The following is a 24,191-nucleotide window of genomic DNA, read 5'->3' on the forward strand; positions in this document are numbered from 1 at the left end:
AGGCACAGAAACCTGCAACGCAGGAGAATGGCAAGGATGCCCACTGCCACAAGAAGAGGCCTGCAACAACCAAGACGACAACTGCGACGGAATAATAGACAATATCACCCAATCAACAAACGAACAAGGACTATGCTTCATAAACACAGAAACATGCATAGAAGGGACCTGGACACCAAACAATGAATACACACCACAGGAAGAAACCTGCAACAATCTAGATGATGATTGTGACGGTACAACTGACAATATGACACAGGATTGCTCAGTTCAGCATCTTGGTGTATGCGCACTAGGAACAGAATTATGCACAGAAGGCACATGGGACGGATGCCCGCTGCCACAGACAGAGATATGCGATCTCGAATCACAAGACGAAGATTGCGACGGACAGATAAATGAAGAGAACTCGACAGACTGCACAACTTATTATCACGACGAAGACAGCGACACATGGGGCCTCGAACTGGACAACAGATGCCTATGCGCACCACTAGACCCATATGATTCAACACAATTCGAGGATTGCAATGACACAAACCCAGATGTCAACCTAGACGCGACAGAAGCATGCAACGGAATAGACGACGACTGCGATGGCAATATAGACGAAGAGAACGCGACAGGCTGTAGCATATACTATTATGATGAGGACAGCGACACATGGGGATTACAAGAAGACAACAGATGCCTATGCGGACCAGAAGCCGAATATTCTTCAACACAATACCAGGACTGCGACGACACAAACCCAGGCATTAATCCTGGAATGCCCGAGATATATTACAATTTCCTTGATGATGACTGCAATGCAAGCACAATTGACTGGGATAAGGATAGCGATGGCTATCCTGCACCTCCGTTTGGCACTGACTGCAATGATAATGACCCAAACATAAATCCAGGGATGCCAGAGATACCTGGCAATGGTATCGATGATGACTGCAATGCAAGCACAGGGGATTATGATGTAGATGGGGATGGTTATGAAGGATGTTATCCTTATTACTGCGGGGATGACTGCGATGATAACAATGCCTCAATAAATCCAGGTGCAGCAGAGATATGTGATAATGTGGATAATGATTGCGATGGTGTGATAGATAACATTACTCAGTCAACAAACGAGCTGGGAGAATGCATAATCAACACCGAGACCTGCATAGCAGGCAATTGGACACCTAACAATGAATATAGTATCACAGACGAAATCTGCAACAACCTTGATGATGATTGTGATGGCACAATTGATATGATAACACAGGATTGCTCAGTCCAGCATCTCGGTATATGCGCACTAGGAACCGAATTATGCACAGAAGGCTCCTGGGACGGATGCCCAATACCAGAAGAAGAATTATGCAACGATGATGGATTGGACGAAGACTGCGATGGCAATATTAATGAACCAGAAATCTGCAGTTGCCTTAATGGCCAAACACAGCCCTGCCCATTCCAGTATGGTGTATGCGTAGGAGCATTCGAGACATGCACAGAAGGCCAATGGCCAGGATGCACAGCAGACAATTATGGACCAGACTATGAAGCAGGAACAGAACTCACCTGCGACGGACTGGATAATGACTGCGATGTAGCAATTGACGAGAACATCACAAACCAGACAGGCTCAACAGATGTCGGAGAATGCTCATTCGGCCTTGATGTCTGCATAGCAGGCAACTGGACAGTCAACATAACACCAATCTATCCAGAAAATGAAATCTGCGATGGTCTCGATAATGACTGCAATAACCTAACTGATGATGATCTTGTTCCAGAACTATGCCTATTGCAGGATGGAGTTTGCGCTGGGTCTACAAAGGTCTGCGGCGGAGAGCTAGGATGGCTCGATTGCACAGCAGACAATTATGGACCAGACTACGAAGCAGGAACAGAAACCTCCTGCGATAGTCTAGATAATGACTGTGATGGAACAGTAGACATGATGATACAAGAATGCTCATTGAACTATCAAGGAATCTGTGCAGAGGGGAATGAAACCTGCACATTAGGGCTATGGTTCGGCTGCCCAGCACCTCAAACTGAGATCTGCGACGGAACCCTGGATGAGGACTGCGACGGCACAATAGATGAACCTAACGCAACAAACTGCTTGGAATACTATTATGACGGAGACAGTGACACATGGGGCCTCGGACTGGACAACAGATGCCTATGCGCACCAGAAGACCCATATGATTCAACACAGTTCGAAGACTGCGATGATGCAAACCCAGAAGTCAACCCAGACGCGACAGAAACATGTAACGGAATAGACGACGACTGCGATACCCTTGTTGATGAAGAAAACGCAACAGGCTGCTTAGTATATTATTATGACGGAGACAACGACACATGGGGACTGGAACTAGATAATAAATGCCTATGCACACCACAAGACCAATACACATCAAACCAGACACAGGACTGTGATGATACTGACGCATCAATAAATCCAGAAGCAACAGAGATATGCGATGGGGTGGATAATGATTGTGACTTCATGACAGACAATATAACACAACCATGTTCATTGCAGGACGGAGTATGCACAGGAGCATTCGAAACATGCACAGATGGAAGCTGGCCAGGATGCACAGACGCAGATTATGGCCTGGATTATGAACCAGGTACGGAGGTCTCATGCGACAACCTGGACAATGACTGCGACAGCCAAACAGACGAAGACCTTTATCAGGATGTTGCCTGCGGCCAAGATGAATGTAATGGCTTAGTCACACAGCAGTGCCTTGATAGTGATTATCAGGATATTGGCAATTGTTCCTCATACAGCAATCCATGCAGGGTTGATGATAATTATTCAATTTATGGCTGCTATGCAGGTACTGATTTTGATGATGATACCTATAAGGAGGATCATTATTTCCTATGCAATGAGATAGGGATATGCACAGATTATGCTCATGATTGGCAACTTGATGAGGAGTGCAACACAACACAGTATTGCTGGTATTCAGTGGATGATGGCTCTGACAATTATTATTGCCAGGATAACAAATGCCCTGATTTCACCTCTGTTCCATTGACACAGGCTATTGTGTATACCCCTTATGATTATACTGCAGTCGCTGATGATCCTGAGGACAGTGTCTTGACTTATTCACTGGATCTCATCCCTGTAGGGACAAGCATGATGAGCATAGACCCAGCCACAGGAGTGATTGATTGGACCCCTTCACCAGATCAGATTAACAGCTATAATCTGGCTGCCGATAACAGTGTCACTGTCAGGGTCGATGATGGCATGTGCTCAGTGACCCAGGAGTTTGAAATCACTGTTCATGGTATCTGCTCTGAGGATGATGGGGGCATAAAATATTTCACAAAAGGCAGGGTCAATGGTACTGGATGTTATGCAGGTGATTGCATGGATTATGATACCTCAGATTGGTGCAATGGTCCTGATGTCCTTATCGAATTCTATTGCAGCAATGGTGATTTAAAATCTACCGAGAAGAATTGCATCAATGGCTGTGAAGATGGTGCTTGTAATATTGAGCCATATTGTGATGATACAGATGGTGGCTCGGATTATTTTGAATTTGGAATAGTATCTTATGATGGTATTGATTATGAGGATGTCTGCAATGGCTCCACACTGACAGAATATTATTGCTCAAATGATATGATGAATTATGACTTTTATGTCTGTGAGAATGGCTGTTCTGATGGAGCTTGCCAACTCATGAAAGCACAAGACCTACAAAAGAACAGGATTAGGTGATTAAGATGATGAAAGTTAATCTGACTGATAAGATAATAGAGATCCAAAAAGAGAAAAGCTCATCATGGTATTCAAAGGCTGCAGTTATTGTCACGATGGCAATCCAGGGATTGTTTCCGCTGTACGGCCTGAATCAGGTCAAGGCAGAAGAATACAGGGAACCAAATGCTCAGGTGTATAGCATGTCCCAGTCTGAGATCAATAAGCTTCATGAGACTGACAGCCTTGAAACTTTAGCTGAAGAGCAGGACCTTTTCGCTGCTCCTGCTGCCCCTGTATTGTATGGGTGCGCAGGCGATGGTTTTGTAAATCTTTGGTGGGATCCTGTAACAGGTGCGGCTAAATACAGGCTGTATGTGAATGATACAGATGAGTTTTCAACAGCTGATTATGATGACTGCCTGGGGATATTTTGCCCTAATCCTGGGGGAACAGAATATCAGAATACGACTTCAAATGGCGGATTTTTCCAGCCAGAGAATGGTGAGCCTTTACATTACTGGGTAACTGCTGTGAATAGTTATGGCGAGGAAAGCTCTCCTTCAAATTCAGTTGAGCTCACACCACAGCTTGATCTGGATGGTATTCTTCTCAATGTCAACTGGCAAGGTGGGGAGCTTCCTATTCTTCTGCAATGGATGCCTTCAACTTCCCCAAATGGATATGAAGTCTGGTCTGGGACAGACCCGCAGAACTTGGGATATGATAGCACAACCTCCAATAACGCTTCAGCCCAGCCTGATAATGCTGATACTTTGTTTTTCAGGATAGAGTATGCACCATGATGTTGACATGATTACCCTAGTGGGTAACCTCCTTTGTTTAGGATTAGTGACAACTAATCTTTATATAGAGAAGATTTTGTCGACATGGAAATCAGCATGGAAAAAGTTGTCAGACATTAATGAATACATTTTTTCATTATATAAGCTTTTCCGGAAAGTTTTATATAGAGACTATTCATGATGTTATGATTAGCTGTTTTAGGGGAGAAAAATGAGGTGGTAAACAAATTCTGCTTCATTTTAGCTCTATGCTGCTTATGGTGCTTAACTCCGTATGCAAGGCATACAAAAAATCAAAATAAAAACCAAATAGCTATGAGGTGATAGTATGAGAAAAACAACAATAGTTTTATTGGCTGCCTTGGTTATGGCACTGCCAATGGTGTTTGGTGGGGTAGTCATCAATGCCACGCCAGGAAACGGAACAACAACTCCTGTTGCTGCTGATCCGGAGATGACAGATTGGTTTACATTTTTCCCTGTGGAGAACTGCAGCCCGAACTATAATCCATTTTGTACGCAGACATACAGCACCAGGAACTCTATCTCTGGTATGCAGGAATATGAGTTCGCATTCACAGGCGATGTCCTGCATTTCGAGATGACAGTCAGGCATCCGACTACAAATGCACTCATAATAGGTTATGGCGGTGTGGACTTGCTTTGTGACGGAGCAGGGCTTATTCCAGATATTTCCCTTATGAACCCTTGCTCAGGCACAAGTCCTGTCTATGACACAGCAACTGGAAAGTATGTGCGGAAATTCTGCGGTGATTACACAATCGATTCATCGATTATGGATGACAGATGCACCATTGTCCCGAAGTTCGATATTGATGGTACAGGACCTGGGGGTTGGTATGATTTTGCCATATTCCCATCATCTACATATCCGCTTTATGAGAATGTGAATGAGATCCTGTACAATCCGGCTATTGATGGCACAGCACCATTATCATACACATGGTATCTGAATCAGGTGAATGATTATAACGAAATGACACCATACCCTGCAATCTTCGGATTCACCTCAATTGATGATTCTGAAGGCCAGGGAGTCATCGGCAAGCTGTACACAAGGACATTGATATTCGACTGCATCAGCGCATCGGGAATGGATATCAATACTGATCAGGTGCAGTACAGGGTAGGCGCTGGAACAGATACGAATTTGCCGGCAAATGAGGTCTGGGCATTGGTTGAGGATATGGTCTCCACATCAGGCACTGGTTTCTCAAGGCAGTTCTTCTATCAGGTCTGGTGGTCTGCAGGCAACAGCTGCTCTGCATTCTCAGCAAACTCTGGTATGCCGCAGGCTGCATTTGCAACCTATTAATTTTTTATTTTTTTCTCTTTTCTTGTATTCTGGTCAAAATAGTATAGAAAAAAATGATTATAGCTCATCAAGTATCCTGTCTTCTGGTGTCTTTATTTTCTTCTTCCTGAAGATGATGAGAAGTGACACAATCAGGAGCAGGGCTATCAGCACTATCCAGATTATGGGCAGTTTGGATGTTATGGTTATCTCAGCCCTGACTGGTTTTGTGATGCTTTTTCCTAATATGTTGTATACGACATCTATCTGAAGCTCTCCTTCATAGCTGTCTGATGTATCAAGCTTGACATCTATCTGCCTTATCTCATCCGGTTCCAGGTCTATCCTGTCTTCGCTCAGTGAAAGCAGTGCAGGATCAGGATTTGATATCAGCACTTCAATAGGCAGGCTGTAAGGGTTCTGGACATTGAAGCTGAATCCTGCATCATCACCTGTGGATGCGCTCACGATTATCCTTGAATCAGGGACAGATGCTTCCTGCAGTCTGGGTGTTGTCGTGAATTTGACTGTTATGCTCTTTGACACGAAGTTCTCTCCATTGCGGAAAATCACGCCCAATGACTCCCTCTTGCCTTCTGCTCCGGTATCTTTGTCAGTGAATATCAGGAAGTTCAGCTCCTTCTGTTGCCCGGCGCCGAGTGAGAAATTGGTCTTTTCAAAGAGTAGGTTATCTGTTGCTGAGATTTCCACCTGGACATCATTGGTATTGGGGTTTGTGATAAGGACCGGCACTTTTACAAGCCCGCCGAAGTTCTTGTCTGTCTCAACGATGGTCTGGATGAATGCAGGCTCGATTGATATGTCAAGTGTTTCAGTTGTGTTCCTGACTATTATGACGCTTCCGTAATCCGGAATAGCCTGTCCGAATACCATGGGCAAAGCGATCAAGATACTTAAGAGAATGCTGAATACTATTTTATTCATTATAACCCACCCCATTTATATTATGAATCTATTTATGATAAAATAAATAAAATAAATCATTTCTTCTTTTTCTTTGTCTGTTTTGCAGCTTGTGGTTCGCTGGACTGCCTCATGAACATCCAGAATATCAATCCGCCGACAAGCACGATGAGCAGCAGTATTCCCACTCCGATAAGCACATTCATCTTGAGCTTTGCTATGCTGAGCTCGAGTTCTGTCGGAATCCTTACTTTTGCCTCTTTCACTGTCAGCACTGTGTATATCTTGCCTGTGCCTGTGAATGGTTCTTTTGTGTCTGCTTTCACCATATAGGTGGTTGATTCCCCAGGCACAAGCTCTGTCTTGCTGAATTCTGCGGATATCCTCCCTTTGAACTTCTCATCTGTCTCCAGGGAAAGCTTCACTGTGTAATTGTAGGGATTCATGACCTCCATCTCCTTGAGCATCTTGCTTCCCTGCGTCCCGTTCATGAATATGTTGCCCTTTGGCGCTATGTTCTTCTCAAGCTCCTTGAATGTCGCGATTATCTTTATGTCAGAGCCGCCGGACATCGAAGGCTGGTCATCTGCTGAGAATAAGGTTCCTATGTTCTGTGAAGAGTTTCCCACCTGTGTGATGTGCATCAGGAAGATTATGTCCCTTGATTCTCCTGGCGCAAGCGTGAACTGCTTGTCTTCCTCTTTCAGGAAGAGTATGTTATTGTCTGAAACTCGTGTTGTTATTGTGACATTGAAATCATTTGAGTTACGGACATGGAACAGCCCTTCATCTATTGTGCCATAGAGGGGATAGACATCGACTCTTTTTATCATCCTCGGCGGTGAGTAGCTTGCAGTGAGAGCCCCGAGTACTGAGGTTGACAGTATTATCAGAGCCAGTGAAATCAATAGCAGCTTTCGCATATTAGATACCCCCAAAGCTTATTATTACTTCGTTGTAGTCAAAGGGACCTCCTTTCATATTTAAATATTACTATAATGACAACTATTATGACAAGCATATGATTATCAGGGGACAGGCATCACATAGTTATTATTTTCTATATTGATTTTAATTAGGGTAAAGCTTTTAAACCCTTGCCCGGTTCTGCAGGATATGGATGTCAGTGAAGCCATGCTTAAGATCAGGGATTCTGAGAAATATAAGGACTTCTGCAGGGAGCGTCCTGATGCCTATCTGGCTCATTGCTTCAGGATGCTTGATGAGGCGAATCAGGACACCTGGCAGATAGGGTTCTTTGACAAGGGCTCAGACAAGCTCACCACTTTCTTTGTATCAGAGGACTCTGTTGAGAAGAATCAGGAAGCAGATGCCCTCAAGAAGGATGAGGAGATAATAAAGGAACTCGACATGAAGAAGGTCCTTATCTCCTTCAATAAGGCGATAGAGCTTGGGGACAGGCTCAAGCATGATAAGTATCCGAATGAGGAGATAATGAAGAAGATCATCATCCTCCAGCACCTCCCATCAGGCCAGGTCTATAATATGACCTATGTGACCCAGAGTTTCAGGATCCTGAATATCAAGCTTGACTCAGGGACAGGAAAGGTCAGGGAGCACAACCTTGCCTCTATCATGGACCTTGGCAAGATGGTCAAATGAAGCATTTCACGCAGTTTTTTTTTTTGGAATAAAAACATTTATATATTTAAATATACAAATATAAATATTGTCTTTTCCTATACAAGACCGGAAACATAAGATTTATATATCTAAATATTTAAATTGACAAATATGAACACTGCTTTTTTCAGGGCATTGGCAGATGATACCAGGTTGCAGATAGTCGGATTCCTGATGTCAGGCCCGAAGAATGCCATGCAGATAACTTCTCATGTCAATAAATCCCAGCCTAATGTCTCATTGGCTCTCAAGGAACTGCACAATGCAGGGATAATCCTCTCTGAACCAAAGGGAAGGTTCAGGATCTTCAGCCTGAAAGACAAGCAGAAGATAAGAAAGATATTGGAGCTGGCCAGATGAGGAAATACAATCTTCTCTGGATGCTTGGACTCATGGCCTTGCCTGATGTAAGGGCGCAGGCCCTGAGGAATGCACTTGACGTCGTGCATCAGCAGGTCGGATTCCTCTTCATGGACCTCGATCTCGGTGACAGGGCTTACATGTTCTACATCAAGTTCTGCCTCTGGATCCTCATCTTCGCGATAATGTTCTATGCAGGAGGCTATGCTCTCAAGGATTCAGGGAGAGGGCAGAAGAACCGTGGCATAAGGGTCACTCTTGCCATTGTTATTGCTCTTATCAGTGTGATTGCGATCCCCGATTCATTGGTCAGCACTATTGTCGACGCATATGCCATAACTGCCCTCGCCCTCATACTCGGCATCCCGCTATTCGGCATATGCTATGTCGTCTTCGTATTATTGCCCAATACATGCGCTTATTTCGGCCTCAAGGCTGCTTTGATGTATATCCTGGCATGGCTTCTCGACAGGATTGCGAACAATGCGCTTGGGACTGTTTATCTGATACCTGAAAATTTCTTGTCCTGGGTCCAGGTTGCCATGTCTGCATGTATCATTATCATGATCTATTACATCATCAGGGCCATAGCATGCCTTTTTAGCCGCCGACCTGCAGAAGAGGGTGGCCCGAGGACAATCTGGGATGATATGCATGACCTTGATTACCCAGCCAGGAACAGGCAGCCTGCACAGCCCAATCAGGGTAATCAGCCGGCTCCTGCTCCAACAGGACCAGGAGGAACAGGTCCTGCACCAGGTGGAACTGGTGGAGGCGGTGCAGGAGGCCCAGGAGGAGCTGGAGGCGGAGGTGGTCCTGGTGGAGGTGGCGGAGCAGGAGGCCCAGGAGGAGGCGGAGGAGCAGGAGGCCCAGGAGGAGGCGGAGGAGCAGGAGGCCCAGGAGGAGGCGGAGGAGCAGGAGGAGCTGGAGGCGGCGCAGGTCCGATCAATGTCAATGCAACAGCAAACTCTAATGCTGTTGCTCAGGCTGCGGCGATTTCACAGGCAATGTCTCAGGCTGTCAGTCAGGCTCTGGCACAGGCTGCTGCAATGTCAAGTTCACAGGCCCAGGCAATCTCACAATCTGTTGCCCAGGCAGTTGCGCAGGCAGTGTCTCAATCAAGCGCTCAGGCGCAGGCAGCTGCAGCTGCTCAGGCGCAGGCCTTGGCTCAGGCAGTGTCTCAGTCTATCAGCAGTGCTGTTGCTCAGGCAGCAGCCCAGTCAAATGCAACTGCTCAGGCATTGGCGCAGGCCATTGCTAACTCATCTGCTGAGGCTCGAGCTCATTCAGAAGCCATTGCTCAGGCCATATCTCAGGCAATGGCACAATCAAATGCTACTGCGCAGGCTTTGGCAGAAGCCATTGCACAGGCATTGGCAAGGAACAATGTAGACATCAATATTGAAGCGATCATCCAGGCAACAGCCCAGGCTTCTGCAAGAGCAGAAGCAAGTGCTCGGGCCACTGCAAGGGCCATTGCAAGGGCTGTTGCTAAGGCAATGGCTGAGGTTCACGTCAGGGTTGATGTCGAGGCCATAGCTGCTGCTGTTGCAAAGGCTGTTGGTGGAGGCCGTGGCGACATAAATATCAGCATCGATAATGCAGCCTATGCAGCTGCTGAATCCATCGCTGTCGCTTTAGGAGGCGAAACAGGAGGAGGTCAGAAGACACCTGGTGCAAGGCTGGCTCATGTGGCACACATTCATGTTGAGCCGATAAAGAAATACACTGGTGAGGTCAGCACTGATTATCGTGGTTGGAGATATGCGATAATCCCTATTGGTTTTAGCAGAAATAAGAAAATTAAGAACACTGTTGAATTCAATATCCAGACCCAACCAAAGGCTGCAACAGGTTGGCATTATCGATACAGGCTGTTCTTCATGTATTTTGATGGCCTGAGATTCAGGAGATTCACTCCAGAGCAGACTGAAAAATGGTATATTAAGCTGCACGGTGATCAGGTTGATGAGCATCTTGTCAATGATGTAAGAGTTGCTGTGTTCACTAGAGGTGTATTAAATCATATAAAGAGAGTATTTGCATCAAAAAGCAAGAAATCTCTTGTTATAGAATACAGGCCAAATAGGTTTGCTGATCTGAAAGGTAAAGTGATGGTTATGCTTTCAGCTGAGATTTTAGGGTCACTGAAAGATGGCTCGCCGAGGATTGACATGAGTTCAGGCTATTACATCCTGGATTTCAACACTGCAGACAGGAAGGCGCATCTCGAACAGCAGCTGAGCTTCCTTCAGCGTCTATTGAATGATAATATCAGGCAGATGCGGAAGAGATTTGACATGAAGATTGACAGGATAAAGAGACTATTGAATGACATAAATCCTGCAGATGGGTTGTTGATCGCAACACCTCGAGAGCAGATTAACAGGAATAGTCTTCAGAATGTGAGTGATATCCTGCACAGGATGAAGAGAGATATTGACGGTCTGACAGAGATGTATACAAAATTCGCCGTCCATTATCTGGATCCTGCTGAAAGGACCAAGCTCAAGGATGAGGTTGATCAGATAAAGCAGCTTTACATCAGGCTCATGAATGAGGTATATCCGATAGCAGAGCTGACGAGGAGGCCAGAAGCAAGTCTCAATGATGCAGAAAGGGCTCTGCTGACGCCTGAGAGATGCAGAGCATTAAAAGAGCGTTCTGAAGGATTTATTCATGAGCTTGAAGAGTTTGTAGACAAGTATTTCAGACTCCTGAGGGCAGGTATAATCAGGAAGATAAAAGAAGTTGGCGAAGAGATAGATAAACTCACTTAATATCCCGTGCTCCCGAAACCGCCTTCTCCGCGTGAGGTCTCGTCGAGATCTTCTGTTTCTTCGATGTCGCACTGCACGACTGGCTGCACAAGCATCTGCGCAATCCTCATGCCTTTCTCTATCTTGAATTCTTCCTTGCCGAGATTGATGAGAACAACTTTGACCTCGCCGCGATATCCCGAATCGATGACTCCGGCAAGCGTATGCAGGGAATGCTTTGCTGCGAGCCCGCTCCTGTCCCATATCAGTCCGACATGGTTGTTGGGTATCGCAATTTTTATCGCAGTGGGGATTATCTTCTTCTCTCCCCATTTCATAATCACTTCCTCAGAGGAGTACAAGTCCACTGCAGCATCGTAACTGTGTGCATAACTGGGCAATGGTAAGCTCTTGTCCAATCTATTAATCCTTAATTTCATGGAATTCAGGTCCGGGAAAAATTATATTTAAATTAGATTCTTCTTGAGAATATATTTTCCCTTTACAGCTACTTTAAATAACAAACTCCATAATATCATTTTATTCGAAAAAGAGCGGGTGATAATGATACAGAAGAACGCAATAAGCTATGATGCACAGCGTAACACAGCAAAACTGACTTCTTTTTTTGAGCAGGAGCCTGATGAGGATTGCAACTGCCAAGGGTAAAGGATAAGTTTTATTAATCCCTTTCTTTTTTATTTGCCTTGAGGTGTTAGATGAAGATAGGCATTGATGAGATTGATGCCATGATGGGCATCGTTGCAGGCATTGTCCTTCTTTGTGTGATGAAGGATTTCTTCCTGAACAGCACAACCTTGCTTCTGATCGTGGCTTGGATCTTTCTTGTCCTTGCTGTCCTTGACATCCCTTACATATTCATCGATCCTATCGGTTTCAACCTTAAGATCCTCGCCTGGATACATTCTGTCATTGATGTTGTGCTGGCCTTCTCAATAATATCTCATCTGATGGAGCTCAAGATCCAGTATTTCACCATTCTTGGGGCATATATCTTTGAGCCAGGTGTAGGCATGATTGCAGCCATCTTCCTTATTGTGGGCAATGCCATATGGATCGGTATGTATCCTTTTATCTGATCCACACAACCTTTTTAAACCTCTTTCATACCTTTTGCTCCATGGCATTCTGCCCTAAATGCGGGAAGAAGGATATCAAGGGTGTCTTCTGCAAGGATTGCACCAATGATGAGATAGGCTATAAGCAGATCTCTGTAAAGCAGTGTCCGGAGTGCAATAAGATCCACCATAAGGGCCTCTGGAGGAAGCAAGCCCTGGAGCATCATGTGGCTGAGAAGCTCAGGAAGCAGTTCAACTACAGGACATTGAGGATCAGCGAGACAAAGGATGGGATTGAGCTGGTTGTTGATGATAAGTACTTCCTGCCTGCAGGATATGTCAATGAGATATGCCCTGAATGCTCAAGGCTGAAATCCAGGTATTTTGAAGCCATCCTTCAGCTGCGCAATGAGAGCATAGAAGCCCTGGATTTTGTGAGGACTTTCCTCAAGAAGTCCGGGAAGGCCAATATCAGCAAGGAAGTCAGGGTCAGGAATGGCTATGATTTCTATATCACATCAAATAATGCAGCCAAAGGGCTTGCAAAGGCCCTGAACGCGAATTTCGGCGGTTTCCTGAAGGAGAACTATCATCTTCATACACGGGACAGGCAGACCAGCAAGGATGTCTACCGAAGCCACATCCTTTTCAGGATGCTCTCTTTCAGGAAGGGTGATGTCATCATTGTCGGCAGGAATCCTGTGCTTGTCAGGTCGACTGGAGAGAAGATCACAGGATTTGACCTGAAGAGATCCAAGAATGTCTCTTTTGAACCCAAGGATTATGAAATGCTTGACATCATCAAAACCAGTGTAACCAAGGTGAAGCCGGTCATCGAAATCCTTGACCCTGAATCGTATGATAGCGTACCGACAGAGAACTCCGGGGATGTCAGGGCAGGTGAGAAGGTCAAGGCAGTTAAGCATGATGGGAAGTTCTATCTCCTGTGACTCCGGTGCAGGTCTATGATGTTCTGCAGGAGCTGTGATGTGTTCTTTTTCTTCTCGAGCTGTTTCCTGTCGGCAAATGCATAATGCCCTGTCCGTATGATGTCGAGCCCCTGCGAATCCAGCTGCAGGAATGGTATGTGCTTGTTGGGCCCCTTCATATATACTATCAGGCTTATCTTCTTCCTCAGCTCATCGATGGTTTTCTGGCTTGTTATTGACACATCTTCGACGAAAAGCATGTCATCCTTGTTTATCCTGATTGCCTTTGCCTTTCTCTCGTATTCCTTGCTTCCGAGGTTTCTCATTATTTTCAGGGGTATGAGTTCACTGTCTGAAATGAGCCTGGAAAGATCTCTTGTCTCCTCCTTGGCAGCTTCTTTCTCTTTCTCCTTTTCGTCGATGATTTGCGAGAGCTTCTTTATCTGGTCTTCCTTCAGCATCTCTGATTTTGATTTGTCCCTTTTTGTGAAGTACCTGTCCTCCAGCCTTGATTTCTCTTTTGTTATGTCAGATATCTCCTGCCTCAGCCTCTGGTTCTCTGTCCTGAGGACCCTGTTCTGCTGGATGAGCGCCCGCATCTCCTCACGCAGTCTTGTTGTCCTCACATCAGCATCTTCCCTCGCTATCTTTATGTTCGGCTTCTCCTCCTTTGCCGGCTCCAGAGACCTGACAGCTGCATCGATGTTCATGTGGTCGTTCTTGATCATCAGCTCCTTGACATCCTCAGATATCTCTTCCCTGCCTCGTTTTCTCAGCTCGTGGTCAACCTTGTCGAACAGCGGCTTGAACTGGTTGTGCGCGAACATTGCGCTTGCCAGTGCATCCCTCTGGTGATCGTCAGAATATCTCATGCCCTTGACCAGCTCCTTCTTGTCTGAAATCTTCAGGTCCTCTCGGGGCCAGACAAGACCTGCTCCCAGGCTTGCTCCTGCCTTGTGCACAAAGCTCGGCAGGTTCTTCTTGTCTGTCCCTATGAGTATGACTTTTCCTTTCTCAGTGAACGCTTTCAGCAGCTCTTTGAGGTCATATTTCTTGGATGAATCGATGTCGACAGGCTTGCCGTCCAGGCCGAGCAGCGCATACCCTGTTGTTGTGCCGGGATCTATCCCTGCAATGAGTCTTTTCATGGATGTTAGTGATCTCGCAGCATATTTATATTTTTGGTGTTAAGCGCTTTATCCCTCGCCTCTTGTTCGGATCTTCATCAGGATATCCAGGGTTCCTGGCCAATTTTGCAGAGCAAAATTGGATAGACATTATCTGATCTCTGGATATCCTCTGCGGATATTGCTGCAAGGCAAAGGATGAGTGCGAACTGGTACAAATAAATATATAAATAATGCAAAATTGAATCCAGAAATGATCCAGATCGACGGTTCTTATCTTGAAGGCGGCGGCCAGATTGTCAGGACAGCTCTCGCTCTCTCCACTTTGACAGGCAAGCCTTTCAGGATAACAGATATCAGGAAGAAAAGGCCTAAACCGGGTCTTAAGGCTCAGCATCTCTCATGCATAGAGGCCCTCAGGCAGCTGTGCAATGCTCAATGCGATGCTTCTCTCGGTGATACTGAGATCACATATATCCCTGGCAAGATAAGGTCAGGCACCATCAATATTGATATAGGCACAGCCGGCTCCATCACCCTGCTTCTCCAGTCTGTGCTCCTGCCTTGCTGTTTTGCTGGCAAGAGGATAAGGCTGACTATCCGCGGAGGCACTGATGTCGCCTGGTCCATGCCTGTCGACTATTTCCGGCATGTGGTGCTCCCTTTTTATCAGAGGTTCGCTGATATTGATTTCAGGGTTATGGAGCGGGGCTTCTATCCTAAAGGCGGAGGCCTTGTCGAGATTAAGATTAAGCCTGGATCTGACATTGATTCATATTCTGATTTCAGTGAGTTCAGGCAAGCTCTCAAAGGGACTGCATTTGACCTTGAGGAAAGAGGCAGGCTTGTCAAGATAAAGGGCATCTCTGTCGCCTCAAAGGATCTGCTTGACTCCCAGGTGGCAGAGCGGCAGGCAAGGAATGCCGAGCAGTTGCTGAAGAGGTATGAGGTCCCTGTCTCTGTCCAGACCCAGTACGCGAAGTCCCTTTCCCCTGGTTCTGTCATCTCGCTCTGGGCTGTTTTCTCCAGATCAGAAGATGATGCAGATCCTGTCCAGACCCATGCTGTCGGCTCTGACTGCCTTGGAGCCCCTGGCAAGAGGTCTGAGTCAGTTGCAAAAGAGGCTGCTGATAAGCTGATTGCATGCATCGGCTCAGGGGATTCACTGGATGAGCATTCCTTGGATAATATCATACCCCTCATGGCATTGTGCGGCGGTACTGCAAGCTCTTTTAAAATCTCTGACCATACTAAGACAAATATTTATACCGCAGAGAGGTTCATCGATTGCAGATTCAGTATTGATGGCAATATTGTTAAGGTGATATGATGAAATCAAAGATGATGATCTTCACAAGCCCTACTTGTCCTAACTGCCCTCCTGCCAAGAAGGTTGCGCAGGAACTGAGGAAGGAGCGGGATGATTTTGACCTGATTGAATTATCTACAATGTCACCTGAAGGCATTGCTGAAGCCGGCAGGCTTGGGATCAGGTCAGTCCCCACTTTCATAATCAGCGGTCCTGGCTTCCCTGAACTCATAGGCTTGCAGGGCCAGCAGGACAAGAAGGTCCTTAACAAGTATCTTGACAAGAGCCTTGGTATAGAAGCGAAGATACAAAAAGGAGAGATTGAGAAAAAAGGATCAGGGAAAGATAAAGGTTTTCTTAGCAGGTTCAGGTTCTAGATTATGTCCAGCAGCTCTATGTCATCCTTCAATGATATGAGCTGGTAATAGAGATCCCTTTTTGTGTAGTCATCTGCGCTCAGGCTCTCGTATAGGTCCGAGGCTTTCCAGTATATCTTCTTGGCTTCTTCCAGGTTCTTTTCCTGGACGAGCTTCCTCGCTTTCTGGACCAGGTTGACTATCTCGTAATGGCTTTTCTGCTTCTCTTCAAGCTCGGGGGTCATGAGCTCTGCATTGAGCATCTTGCTGCTGTCCCCGTGTATGTATGACTGGAATGACTCCTGCTCGTATCTCTCTTTTCTTGTCACAAGGTCTTTCTCGTGCTCGTGGAGCTTCCTCTCCCTTTCATCTACCCACTGCTCCCTGCCTTCAAGCCCCTTCTCCCTTGATAAGACCTCTTCATAGTCGAGTATCCTTGCCTCATCCTGGTAGAATTTATGGGCCATCCTCTTCTCGCGGGATTTCATGTCATTCAGGAGATTCTGCACTCTTATGATCTCCTTGTCCAGGTCTTTTATCTCGACGAGCTTTGCCTTCTTCTGTGCGAGAACCTCGACTTCCCCGCTGAGAAGCCCTTTTGTGTCTGTGAGCTCTGTGATGATCCTCTTCAGGTCATTCACCTTAACCAAGTGTGCTTTCTTGTCGGATAATGTCTCTACTTCTTTCTTGAGGGCAGGTATCTGCACCTGATATTTCTTGACGCTCTCCTTGAGCTCCTGCACTTTCATTATCTTGAGCCTTTTCTGCTCCAGGTCGGTCTTCAGGGTCTCGATCTGATTCTCCTGCTCATTCACATATGTGGAGAATTGTGTCTTCTCGGTTTCCAGCCTGCGGAGCTTGTACTCCACCTGGCTCTGCATCTGCTCCATCTTCTTCCTGGAATCTTCGAGTGTCCTTATCTTCTCTGTGATGCTCTTCTCCTCTTTCTTCAGTTTCTGTATGCTGGATTCCAGCTGGGAGTTGAAGTCCTGGAGCTCTTTCCTTGCGCTCTCTATCTCAGTTGCCACTTCTTTCTTATGCGATCTGTAGTATTTTATGGTGTCTTCGAGCTCTCTTTCCTGGACTGTCAGCTTGGCTACGCTGTCTGCCAGCTTCTCCTCTTCATACCTGAGGTCCTGCACCACCTTAGCGTATGCCGCCTGGTCTCCTGGATCAGGCATATCAATCTTGTCGGATTTCCTGGGCTGCGGCTCCCTGAATTCGGGGATAGCTGCCTTTTCAGATGGCTCCTCGAGGATTATGCTCTCCTGGAATGCAGGCGGGCTCGGGGGACTCATGTCCATGTTAGGAGCCTGTGAGGATTTGTTGAGGCTGTCCAGATTCGGGCTCATTGCCGGTTTCATTGCTGGTTCCATTTTTCAGGCCTCCTGGAGCTTCTGGTACTTTAGCCAGAGCTCATCCGCTTTCTTCTGCTTCTCTGAAGGCGTCATGTTGGGATATCTCTCTGATATCTTCACCATTGCCTTCTTCATGAATGTGTCTTTCATTTTGTCGTCTGGCTGCCCTTTTTGGAACACCCTCGTGAACAGACCTCTCTTCTCTTCTTTCTTTCCTGTCTGCGAGATTGCCGGAGCCTGTAATGGCACGGCTGTCGGCTTCTGTATCTGGGGTTGGGCTGGTCCTGCCCCTGGAGGCATCTCCATGACAAGCCCTGAACCTGTGGGCACTGTCAGGCTCGGTGCTGTTAGCTCCGGTGCCGCAGGTCTGATTTCAGGCACGATGATTTTCGGCGCTGATGTCACTTGCGCAGGGCCCGGTGTCTGCGCTTCTCCTCCGAAGACCTGCCTGGCCATTTGCTGCACCTCTTCATAGCTAGGCAGCTCCTTTGATCCTGCCTCATGTGATTTCTCGAATTCGATATTAGGTCTCGGGACCTCCTCCTGTGCTGCAGGGGCCGCAGATCTTCTCTCAGTGATCATGGCTTTCTTCGGAGCCATCTCCGCATCCCCTCCCAGCTCGTGTATCCTCCTCACGAGGTTTGACAGGATCTTTTCATTGACCATGACCTCTTTCTTCTTCTTGATGAGGCCCTTGGTGAGCTTCTGCAGCTCATTCTTCCTCTCTTCGTGTGTCTTTTGGAGTGCATCTATCCTTGCTCTGTAGTCCTGCGAGTTCCTCACTTTCTCATTGTATTTCTTGGCCTTGTTTATCTCGACCATCAGGACTTTTATCTTGGCCTCCAGCTTCTTGTTGAGCTTCTCTTTCTGCTCTTCAACCCATTCCCTCTGGGCGTCATTGTCCATCTTCTCTTTCTGGAACTGGGCTATCTTCCTTGTGAGGATCTTCTCCTCCTCTTTCATGACCTTCTGCTCCTCTTCCATCTTCTGGACTGCCTGCACCACTTCTTCCTCTCTCTCCCTGAGCAGTTTCTCATCATTCTCAAGTGTCTCAATCCTTGAAAGGATCTCCCTCTCCTTGTTGAATAGCATCTGCTTCTCTGTCGCAAGGCCCTGCCTGTGCTCCTCAAGCTCCTTCCTTATCATGTCCAGGCTGTTTGTCTCCATCTCTACCTGATGCTTCAGGTCCAGTATCTGGTTCTGCAGTGCCTCTTTCTCCTTGTTCATACCCTCGATGTCTTTTGTTATCGTAATCTGGAGGTAGTTCATCTCAGTTATCTTCTTCTCAGATTCTTTGACCCTGTTCTCCCTCTCGATGATCTCATCTTTCATCTTCAGCAGCTTCTCCTGGATGCCATCGAGGCCGGTTTTCCTCTTGGCTATCTGCTCCCATTCCTTCTGGAGGTTCTTTGTGTCTGCGTCGAATCTCTTCTGCTGGTCCTTCATGTTCGAGACTGCCTTCGCGAGCTCGGCAGATGTCATCTTTATGTCAGTATCGAGGGCTTTCTTCTTCTCATCAAGTTTGCTTATCTCCTTCTCGAGCTTTGCCCTTTTTGTGCTCAGGTCAAGGATGCTCTTTGAGGAGTCTTTTGTCGCCTTGGTGAGGTTCGCCTCGCGCTCATCGAGCTCTGCTTTCTTTGCCTCGAGGTCCTGGAATTTCTTTGCCAGCGTATCCTCAAGCGCCAGGAGCTTCTTCTTCTTGTCGCTTATTGCGATCGCGAGATCCTTCAGGAGCTTCTCTTTTTTTGACAGGACTTCCTGTCTGCTGTCGATCTGGGAGCTTTCTGATTTCCTGAAGATTCCTAGAAATCCTTTTGATTCTGTTTCAGTCTCTGGTAAGGAAGGCTCTTCCAATTTTGCCATCAATTTTCACCCCAACCCCTTTTGAATATGAAATTAAATATGTATTAAATATGTCGGATATAAACCTTAATCTGCTTCCGCAACAATGCTATTTATATACCCCCAGTTGCTTAAAAGTACTAGTCTATTTAAATAATTTTGTAACTATTGTAGATTAGCAAAAAATCATGTATATCCCACATTTTCCATCATTTTTCTGTAAAGCCTGGCTTGAAGTCCCAGGTATCCTGTCAATTTTGCTGATATTCATCTCGATGCACCACAACCATCAACAAAAAGATTTATAAAGCAACCTTAAATCCATGGGATAAAATGGATAAGAAAGTTTGCTTATCATGCAATACAAGGATTACGAATGAGAAAGGCAGCACTCAGTTCCCTTGCCCGAAATGCGGCAAGTATAATATCATTAGGTGTACGCATTGCAGGGAGATTGCGACAAGATACACCTGCCCGAATTGCGGTTTCTCAGGTCCTAATTAGGTGGTTTTTATGGCAGATGTGATTGTGACAGTCAAGATTATGCCTGAAAGTCCTGAAGTTGATCTCTCAAAGATCCAGGAGCAGGCTACTAAGATGATTTCTGATTTCGGCGGAGAGGTAGGTAAGGCTGAAGAGCAGCCGATCGCTTTCGGCCTGAAAGCCCTGATCATCATGTTTGTTATGAACGAGTCCATCGGTTCTACTGACAGGCTCGAAGAGAATATCGCGACCATCAAAGGCGTCAATTCAGTCGAAGTCCCTGATGTCAGAAGGGCGGTCGGTTAAAGATCCAAGGATCCTTTGCGGTCAGGGCGATGGAAAAGGGAAAAAAAGGAAATGAAAATTTCTTATGGATGATTCTGCCTGGTGGTTCTATTATCCTTGTGTGTTAAGGCAGGAAGCGAGTCCTAGGCTTCCGAAAGGCAGGCATTGCCCACCGCAGCATTCATGGCCATCTCGACAGCTGATCCCGCATCCGCCGCAGTTGTTCGGATCATTTTTGAGGTCAGTGCAGTGTATCATGAAGTATGTCTTTCCGTTCTTTATTATTGCGGAAGCTGGGCCTTCATCTGTCATCGCTACACAGATGGATTCTCCCGCAGGACATTGGTATATCAGCGGCTGCAGTGGCTGTATGCAGTTGATACCCTGGATCATTTCTGATGGGCATCCCTTGCCATTGCAGCACATTCCGTCACAGCAGTTCGGATATTTGACAGGACATGCCCTTCCGCATCCCTGGCAGTTTGAAGGATCAATGCTTGTATTTACGCATTCACCGCTGCAGTATGTTATGTTTCCTGAGGTGAAACAGTCATCAGGGCAGAATTCGAGGCTTAGTCTGCAATAGGAAGATAAGTAATCGTTAGAAGGTGGAGCAGATGAGTCTTCTTCATTGCACTGGTCATGTGATTTCTTGCAGCATCTTTCCCTTGTGAATGAACTGCTGCCTGGCGTACACTCAGGGAGATTGGTGCATGTCACCATATTTGGGGAACAGCCAGCGAGTATCAGATTGGGATTTGTATGCCTCGTGCCGAATTGGCCGATTGCATCCTGTCCTATCTGGACATTATTAGTGAGAATGACAAAAAGTGCTACAGCAGCAACAATGCCGATAATCATTAGATAAGGGATATACAATCTGTCTGCCATTATTTCACCTTCTTTTTGTATATTTCTTTAGCATAGGTTTAGCATAGGCTTTATCCTTTTGGTTATTTTTTAGTATGCCCGATTGTGCATTGGTGATTTACATTGATAGTGTACATTGATGATTGTACATTGATTGATCAAAATGATATTTGGGTATATAAATCTTATTCTGGAGAGGATAATATTCTGGAGAATCCGGTGCTGTCCATGTCTGCCCTTATGCCATATTCTGAGAGGTGTGTCCTTGAATGCCTGGCCTTTTCTTCCCTGAGTCTCTGCAATATCAATTCCATCCGTGGTATCTTCCGGATCCCGTTCTTCTTGCAGAATGCATGCACATCATAGAATCCGACTGTGTCGATTTCAGAGGATATCATCCCGACCAGCCATTTCAGTCTCCTGTCATCAGGGCAGTTCTTGGCCATCATCTTCAGAAGCTTCTTGTCCCAAAGCTTGCCGACAAACATGGGCCCTGAGTATTCCATCTTCTTGTCGCAGCAGAATCCGATGTTATGTTCAGATACTTTCTGCTGGCAGCATTTTGTGCAGTATAAGAGATACTTATGCTCTTTCATGAGCTCATCCACTTTCTGCTTTCCCTTCAGGCACCTGAAGAACACCCTGTAATAATGGTCTGATGAATAGGATAGTATCGGCACCAAGGCCTTCTCGAACTGCGCTCCGATGAGCTGCACTTTCCTTATCAGCAGCCTGAGCGCAACCTCATGCATTATCTCATTCCTCATTGGTCTTCCCCAATATTTCCTGAAGCATGTCTTGGGATATGTGCCTGCGAGCGGTGCTGTGTCTGTTGCAGTCACTGCGAGTATCCCGTCGCGGGCTATCCTCTTGGCAGCAGAGTCAAGGAAAGGGTTGGGTGTTCCGAACGGATCCACATCGATATAATCATATCCGCTTGAATTGAGCAGGAACTCGTTTGCGTCCTTGCAGCTCACTGGAGCAGAGACATTGTTCAGACCGAGGTTTTCCTTGATCTGCTCGCACGCAGCTGGAGAACTGTCATTCATGTCAAGCCTCTTGATCTTTCCTTTCTTGAGCTCTAACAAGAACCTAACCCCTCGCACACCTGAACCTGCCATCATGTCGCACATCTGCATCTCTTCCTTGTCGATCGAATTGAGCAGTAGTATGGCGATATCCCTGTTCAGCTTCATCACTGGATTATAGAACACTGGCATCTTCTTAGATATCTTGCCCTGACAAGCTATTATCTTTGCTTCTCCCTCAGTCTGTTCCATGGAACACAAGAAAAAGTGTTAGAATAAAAAGCTTAGCTTGGGATGATGTGCATCCATTTTATGGTCTTGCCATCATCATTCTCCACCATGATCCTGACAAGCATCTCATGATGCTCCTCTGTGAACTCTGGGAAGACATATCTGCCGTGCTTGGCCAGCGGAGGGACATCGAATCCTTTTGTCTTGTAGTAGAAATCATCTGCTTCCGGTATCCAGAGAGAGACTGTCGCATCCTCCATGTCATCATCGATCGGATTGAGCACATTGACATGCACTGCCATCTCTTCGCCTGGGAAAGAAGGATCCATCCTGACCATGCCCATCTGCGGATAGCTGTGGTGCATGACAACTACAAGGAATAAAGAGAATATAAGCCAGTTGAGTTTGTTCATTTCTAACCCCCCCCAAAATTTACTATTATAAGATAGCAAAGGAGACTAAAGACTTATATAAATCTTATTATTGGATTGAGAATATTTAATGAACACTATTGTCACTAATTTGGGACTAAAAGACCTATAACCCCCGAATTCAGGGAAAAATTTAAATAGTCTTTCTAATTTCTATGCATTAGTGAATAATACAATTCACTACTAAAAAGATGCTAAATTCTGGCAGAAAGTGTGGTTAGGACACTTGAGAATGCTTTGAGATTGAAGATCATAATTAGTGCAATCAGTTCAATATAATGGTTTTGTGGGGGAATAAGATGAAATATAATGTACTATTCGGGGTATTGCTTAGTTTGCTGCTAGTCGGAACTGTTTCCGCAGTTGACATCGCTTATGTTGTCGGTGATGCATCCATCCTGACATCGCATGAGTACAGCATCAAGTCGATCCTTCAGAATGACATGCACTTCACAGTGCATCTTGTCGACGATGATGATCTGGGCGCATTGCCGCAGAATGACCTGCTCCTGATTGCAGACTCTGCGACAGACGCCGATGTGGCCTCTCTGGATGTGCAGGGCTCCCCTTCCCTCACCATGAACGGCCATTTCCTTTATGAGCAGGGTTGGGAACAGACCCCGGGATTCCCCAACACCTATTCTGGCGCTTATAGCACAATCAACAGGTATTTCTGCCCGAACCATGAGATAATGACACCCTACACAATGATCTACGACATCATCACAACTGTCCAGGACCCTTGGGGCAGCTATTACAATGTCATGAATATCGTTGTTGATGACATCACAGGCACAAGGCTTGCAAATGGCGACGGCGGCTCTGATGTGGTCCTCGGTATAAACACTGCACCAAGGAGGGCTTTCTTCGGCCTTCAGGGCGCCCAGTACTGGAACAACAATGGGAGGGATGTCTTCATCAGGACAGTCAACTGGATCCTGTATGGTGTCTCGAATTCAGCCCCTTATCTCCAGCCGATCGCTGATATCACAGTCTTTGAAGGCGAGCTTGTTACGATCACAGCACTGGCGGCTGATATGGAGAATGATCCCATAACTTATTCCATAAACGACAGCAGATTCTCACAGGATGATAACATCTTCACTTGGCAGACCCAGGTCGGGGACAATGGTGTATATTCTGTCACTGTTGGCGCTTCTGATGCCTATCATACATCAAGCGAATCAGTGAATATCAATGTCATTGACATAGATAATGACAATGACGGGTATGATTACACTATGGACTGCGATGACAATAATGCGAGCATCTATCCGGGAGCACCAGAGATCCCTTATGATGGTATCGATCAGGACTGCGATGGTGCAGAC

General features: G+C 46.1%; 22 protein-coding genes. 13 read left to right on the plus strand and 9 right to left on the minus strand.

Translation table 11 applies throughout. The features are described from left to right. The 3 genes from JW968_06395 to JW968_06405 all read left to right on the plus strand — a co-directional run. The coding region (locus JW968_06395) for a putative metal-binding motif-containing protein (GenBank protein MBN1386570.1) at positions 1 to 3,745 on the plus strand (3,745 nt) is incomplete at its 5' end. Positions 3,746 to 3,750: 5 nt separating this feature from the next. Continuing rightward, positions 3,751 to 4,530, plus strand: coding sequence for a hypothetical protein (locus JW968_06400; GenBank protein MBN1386571.1), 780 nt, complete (start codon positions 3,751 to 3,753; stop codon positions 4,528 to 4,530). A 328-nt stretch (positions 4,531 to 4,858) separates the two neighbouring features. Continuing rightward, complete coding sequence (locus JW968_06405; protein MBN1386572.1) at positions 4,859 to 5,866, plus strand: hypothetical protein; 1,008 nt, start codon at positions 4,859 to 4,861, stop codon at positions 5,864 to 5,866. A 57-nt stretch (positions 5,867 to 5,923) separates the two neighbouring features. Here the strand turns inward: JW968_06405 and JW968_06410 are convergent, their stop codons facing one another. Continuing rightward, the gene (locus tag JW968_06410; GenBank protein ID MBN1386573.1) at positions 5,924 to 6,790 is read right to left on the minus strand and encodes a hypothetical protein; all 867 of its coding nucleotides are present in this window, start codon (positions 6,788 to 6,790) and stop codon (positions 5,924 to 5,926) included. A 56-nt stretch (positions 6,791 to 6,846) separates the two neighbouring features. Next, entirely contained in the window at positions 6,847 to 7,692 is an 846-nt protein-coding gene (locus tag JW968_06415) for a hypothetical protein (GenBank protein MBN1386574.1), read from the minus strand. Between the two features lie 193 nt (positions 7,693 to 7,885). Here JW968_06415 and JW968_06420 point away from each other — a divergent pair, with 193 nt between their 5' ends. The 3 genes from JW968_06420 to JW968_06430 all read left to right on the plus strand — a co-directional run bounded on the left by JW968_06420 (position 7,886) and on the right by JW968_06430 (position 11,553). Further along, the gene (locus JW968_06420) at positions 7,886 to 8,392 is read left to right on the plus strand and encodes a hypothetical protein (GenBank protein MBN1386575.1); all 507 of its coding nucleotides are present in this window, start codon (positions 7,886 to 7,888) and stop codon (positions 8,390 to 8,392) included. Between the two features lie 132 nt (positions 8,393 to 8,524). Continuing rightward, on the plus strand, positions 8,525 to 8,773 hold the full coding sequence (locus JW968_06425; GenBank protein MBN1386576.1) for a winged helix-turn-helix transcriptional regulator: 249 nt from the start codon (positions 8,525 to 8,527) through the stop codon (positions 8,771 to 8,773). Continuing rightward, entirely contained in the window at positions 8,770 to 11,553 is a 2,784-nt protein-coding gene (locus JW968_06430) for a hypothetical protein (GenBank protein MBN1386577.1), read from the plus strand. Before JW968_06425 ends, JW968_06430 begins: the two co-directional genes overlap by 4 nt. On the opposite strand, the gene dut is transcribed toward JW968_06430, so the two are convergent. Next, entirely contained in the window at positions 11,550 to 11,972 is a 423-nt protein-coding gene (gene dut, locus JW968_06435) for a dUTP diphosphatase (GenBank protein MBN1386578.1), read from the minus strand. The two genes, JW968_06430 and dut, sit on opposite strands and share 4 nt — an antisense overlap. Before the next feature lie 279 nt (positions 11,973 to 12,251). On the opposite strand from dut, the gene JW968_06440 reads away from it, so the two are divergent. Both JW968_06440 and JW968_06445 read left to right on the plus strand, forming a co-directional pair. Beyond that, the gene (locus JW968_06440) at positions 12,252 to 12,632 is read left to right on the plus strand and encodes a hypothetical protein (GenBank protein ID MBN1386579.1); all 381 of its coding nucleotides are present in this window, start codon (positions 12,252 to 12,254) and stop codon (positions 12,630 to 12,632) included. Between the two features lie 41 nt (positions 12,633 to 12,673). Further along, the gene (locus JW968_06445; protein ID MBN1386580.1) at positions 12,674 to 13,561 is read left to right on the plus strand and encodes a hypothetical protein; all 888 of its coding nucleotides are present in this window, start codon (positions 12,674 to 12,676) and stop codon (positions 13,559 to 13,561) included. Here the strand turns inward: JW968_06445 and JW968_06450 are convergent. After that, positions 13,549 to 14,688, minus strand: coding sequence for a DUF460 domain-containing protein (locus JW968_06450; GenBank protein ID MBN1386581.1), 1,140 nt, complete (start codon positions 14,686 to 14,688; stop codon positions 13,549 to 13,551). The two genes, JW968_06445 and JW968_06450, sit on opposite strands and share 13 nt — an antisense overlap. Positions 14,689 to 14,920: 232 nt before the next feature. On the opposite strand from JW968_06450, the gene JW968_06455 reads away from it, so the two are divergent. Continuing rightward, positions 14,921 to 15,997 carry an RNA 3'-terminal phosphate cyclase gene (locus JW968_06455; GenBank protein ID MBN1386582.1) on the plus strand — a complete coding sequence of 359 codons (1,077 nt, stop codon included), beginning with the start codon at positions 14,921 to 14,923 and terminating at the stop codon, positions 15,995 to 15,997. After that, positions 15,997 to 16,353, plus strand: coding sequence for a hypothetical protein (locus JW968_06460; GenBank protein ID MBN1386583.1), 357 nt, complete (start codon positions 15,997 to 15,999; stop codon positions 16,351 to 16,353). The genes JW968_06455 and JW968_06460 overlap by 1 nt, the downstream gene beginning before the upstream one ends. Here the strand turns inward: JW968_06460 and JW968_06465 are convergent. After that, positions 16,350 to 17,708: a hypothetical protein gene (locus tag JW968_06465; GenBank protein MBN1386584.1), complete on the minus strand. Its 1,359-nt coding sequence runs from the start codon at positions 17,706 to 17,708 to the stop codon at positions 16,350 to 16,352. The two genes, JW968_06460 and JW968_06465, sit on opposite strands and share 4 nt — an antisense overlap. A gap of 3 nt (positions 17,709 to 17,711) precedes the next feature. Continuing rightward, positions 17,712 to 19,553 (minus strand): hypothetical protein, encoded by a 1,842-nt coding sequence (locus tag JW968_06470; protein ID MBN1386585.1) that lies wholly within the window; start codon positions 19,551 to 19,553, stop codon positions 17,712 to 17,714. Between the two features lie 312 nt (positions 19,554 to 19,865). On the opposite strand from JW968_06470, the gene JW968_06475 reads away from it, so the two are divergent. Then, positions 19,866 to 20,036, plus strand: coding sequence for a DUF1610 domain-containing protein (locus JW968_06475; GenBank protein MBN1386586.1), 171 nt, complete (start codon positions 19,866 to 19,868; stop codon positions 20,034 to 20,036). A 9-nt stretch (positions 20,037 to 20,045) separates the two neighbouring features. Further along, a complete protein-coding gene (locus JW968_06480) occupies positions 20,046 to 20,321 on the plus strand; it encodes an elongation factor 1-beta (protein MBN1386587.1) in 276 nt (91 codons plus the stop codon). A 90-nt stretch (positions 20,322 to 20,411) separates the two neighbouring features. Here the strand turns inward: JW968_06480 and JW968_06485 are convergent, their stop codons facing one another. From JW968_06485 to JW968_06495, 3 genes are all read right to left on the minus strand, one after another. Continuing rightward, complete coding sequence (locus tag JW968_06485) at positions 20,412 to 21,191, minus strand: hypothetical protein (protein ID MBN1386588.1); 780 nt, start codon at positions 21,189 to 21,191, stop codon at positions 20,412 to 20,414. Positions 21,192 to 21,355: 164 nt separating this feature from the next. Then, on the minus strand, positions 21,356 to 22,450 hold the full coding sequence (locus JW968_06490) for a tRNA (guanine(10)-N(2))-dimethyltransferase (GenBank protein ID MBN1386589.1): 1,095 nt from the start codon (positions 22,448 to 22,450) through the stop codon (positions 21,356 to 21,358). Between the two features lie 32 nt (positions 22,451 to 22,482). Further along, positions 22,483 to 22,842, minus strand: a complete 360-nt coding sequence (locus tag JW968_06495) for a hypothetical protein (protein ID MBN1386590.1) — start codon at positions 22,840 to 22,842, stop codon at positions 22,483 to 22,485. A gap of 317 nt (positions 22,843 to 23,159) precedes the next feature. On the opposite strand from JW968_06495, the gene JW968_06500 reads away from it, so the two are divergent. Beyond that, positions 23,160 to 24,191, plus strand: a 1,032-nt coding sequence (locus tag JW968_06500) for a putative metal-binding motif-containing protein (GenBank protein MBN1386591.1), incomplete at its 3' end; no start/stop codon positions are given.

Source organism: Candidatus Woesearchaeota archaeon (assembly GCA_016928155.1).
In the GTDB taxonomy this organism is placed as follows: Archaea; Nanobdellota; Nanobdellia; order Woesearchaeales; family JAFGLG01; genus JAFGLG01.

Excerpts from the sequence above, each read along its gene's own strand:
- JW968_06405 (MBN1386572.1), top strand. The coding sequence starts at position 4,859 with ATGAGAAAAACAACAATAGTTTTATTGGCTGCCTTGGTTATGGCACTG.
- JW968_06495 (MBN1386590.1), bottom strand. The coding sequence starts at position 22,842 with ATGAACAAACTCAACTGGCTTATATTCTCTTTATTCCTTGTAGTTGTC.
- JW968_06475 (MBN1386586.1), top strand. The coding sequence starts at position 19,866 with ATGGATAAGAAAGTTTGCTTATCATGCAATACAAGGATTACGAATGAG.
- JW968_06470 (MBN1386585.1), bottom strand. The coding sequence starts at position 19,553 with ATGGCAAAATTGGAAGAGCCTTCCTTACCAGAGACTGAAACAGAATCA.
- JW968_06465 (MBN1386584.1), bottom strand. The coding sequence starts at position 17,708 with ATGGAACCAGCAATGAAACCGGCAATGAGCCCGAATCTGGACAGCCTC.
- JW968_06410 (MBN1386573.1), bottom strand. The coding sequence starts at position 6,790 with ATGAATAAAATAGTATTCAGCATTCTCTTAAGTATCTTGATCGCTTTG.
- JW968_06420 (MBN1386575.1), top strand. The coding sequence starts at position 7,886 with ATGGATGTCAGTGAAGCCATGCTTAAGATCAGGGATTCTGAGAAATAT.
- JW968_06430 (MBN1386577.1), top strand. The coding sequence starts at position 8,770 with ATGAGGAAATACAATCTTCTCTGGATGCTTGGACTCATGGCCTTGCCT.
- dut (MBN1386578.1), bottom strand. The coding sequence starts at position 11,972 with ATGAAATTAAGGATTAATAGATTGGACAAGAGCTTACCATTGCCCAGT.
- JW968_06460 (MBN1386583.1), top strand. The coding sequence starts at position 15,997 with ATGAAATCAAAGATGATGATCTTCACAAGCCCTACTTGTCCTAACTGC.
- JW968_06450 (MBN1386581.1), bottom strand. The coding sequence starts at position 14,688 with ATGAAAAGACTCATTGCAGGGATAGATCCCGGCACAACAACAGGGTAT.
- JW968_06400 (MBN1386571.1), top strand. The coding sequence starts at position 3,751 with ATGATGAAAGTTAATCTGACTGATAAGATAATAGAGATCCAAAAAGAG.
- JW968_06415 (MBN1386574.1), bottom strand. The coding sequence starts at position 7,692 with ATGCGAAAGCTGCTATTGATTTCACTGGCTCTGATAATACTGTCAACC.
- JW968_06485 (MBN1386588.1), bottom strand. The coding sequence starts at position 21,191 with ATGGCAGACAGATTGTATATCCCTTATCTAATGATTATCGGCATTGTT.
- JW968_06455 (MBN1386582.1), top strand. The coding sequence starts at position 14,921 with ATGATCCAGATCGACGGTTCTTATCTTGAAGGCGGCGGCCAGATTGTC.
- JW968_06440 (MBN1386579.1), top strand. The coding sequence starts at position 12,252 with ATGAAGATAGGCATTGATGAGATTGATGCCATGATGGGCATCGTTGCA.
- JW968_06480 (MBN1386587.1), top strand. The coding sequence starts at position 20,046 with ATGGCAGATGTGATTGTGACAGTCAAGATTATGCCTGAAAGTCCTGAA.
- JW968_06425 (MBN1386576.1), top strand. The coding sequence starts at position 8,525 with ATGAACACTGCTTTTTTCAGGGCATTGGCAGATGATACCAGGTTGCAG.
- JW968_06445 (MBN1386580.1), top strand. The coding sequence starts at position 12,674 with ATGGCATTCTGCCCTAAATGCGGGAAGAAGGATATCAAGGGTGTCTTC.
- JW968_06490 (MBN1386589.1), bottom strand. The coding sequence starts at position 22,450 with ATGGAACAGACTGAGGGAGAAGCAAAGATAATAGCTTGTCAGGGCAAG.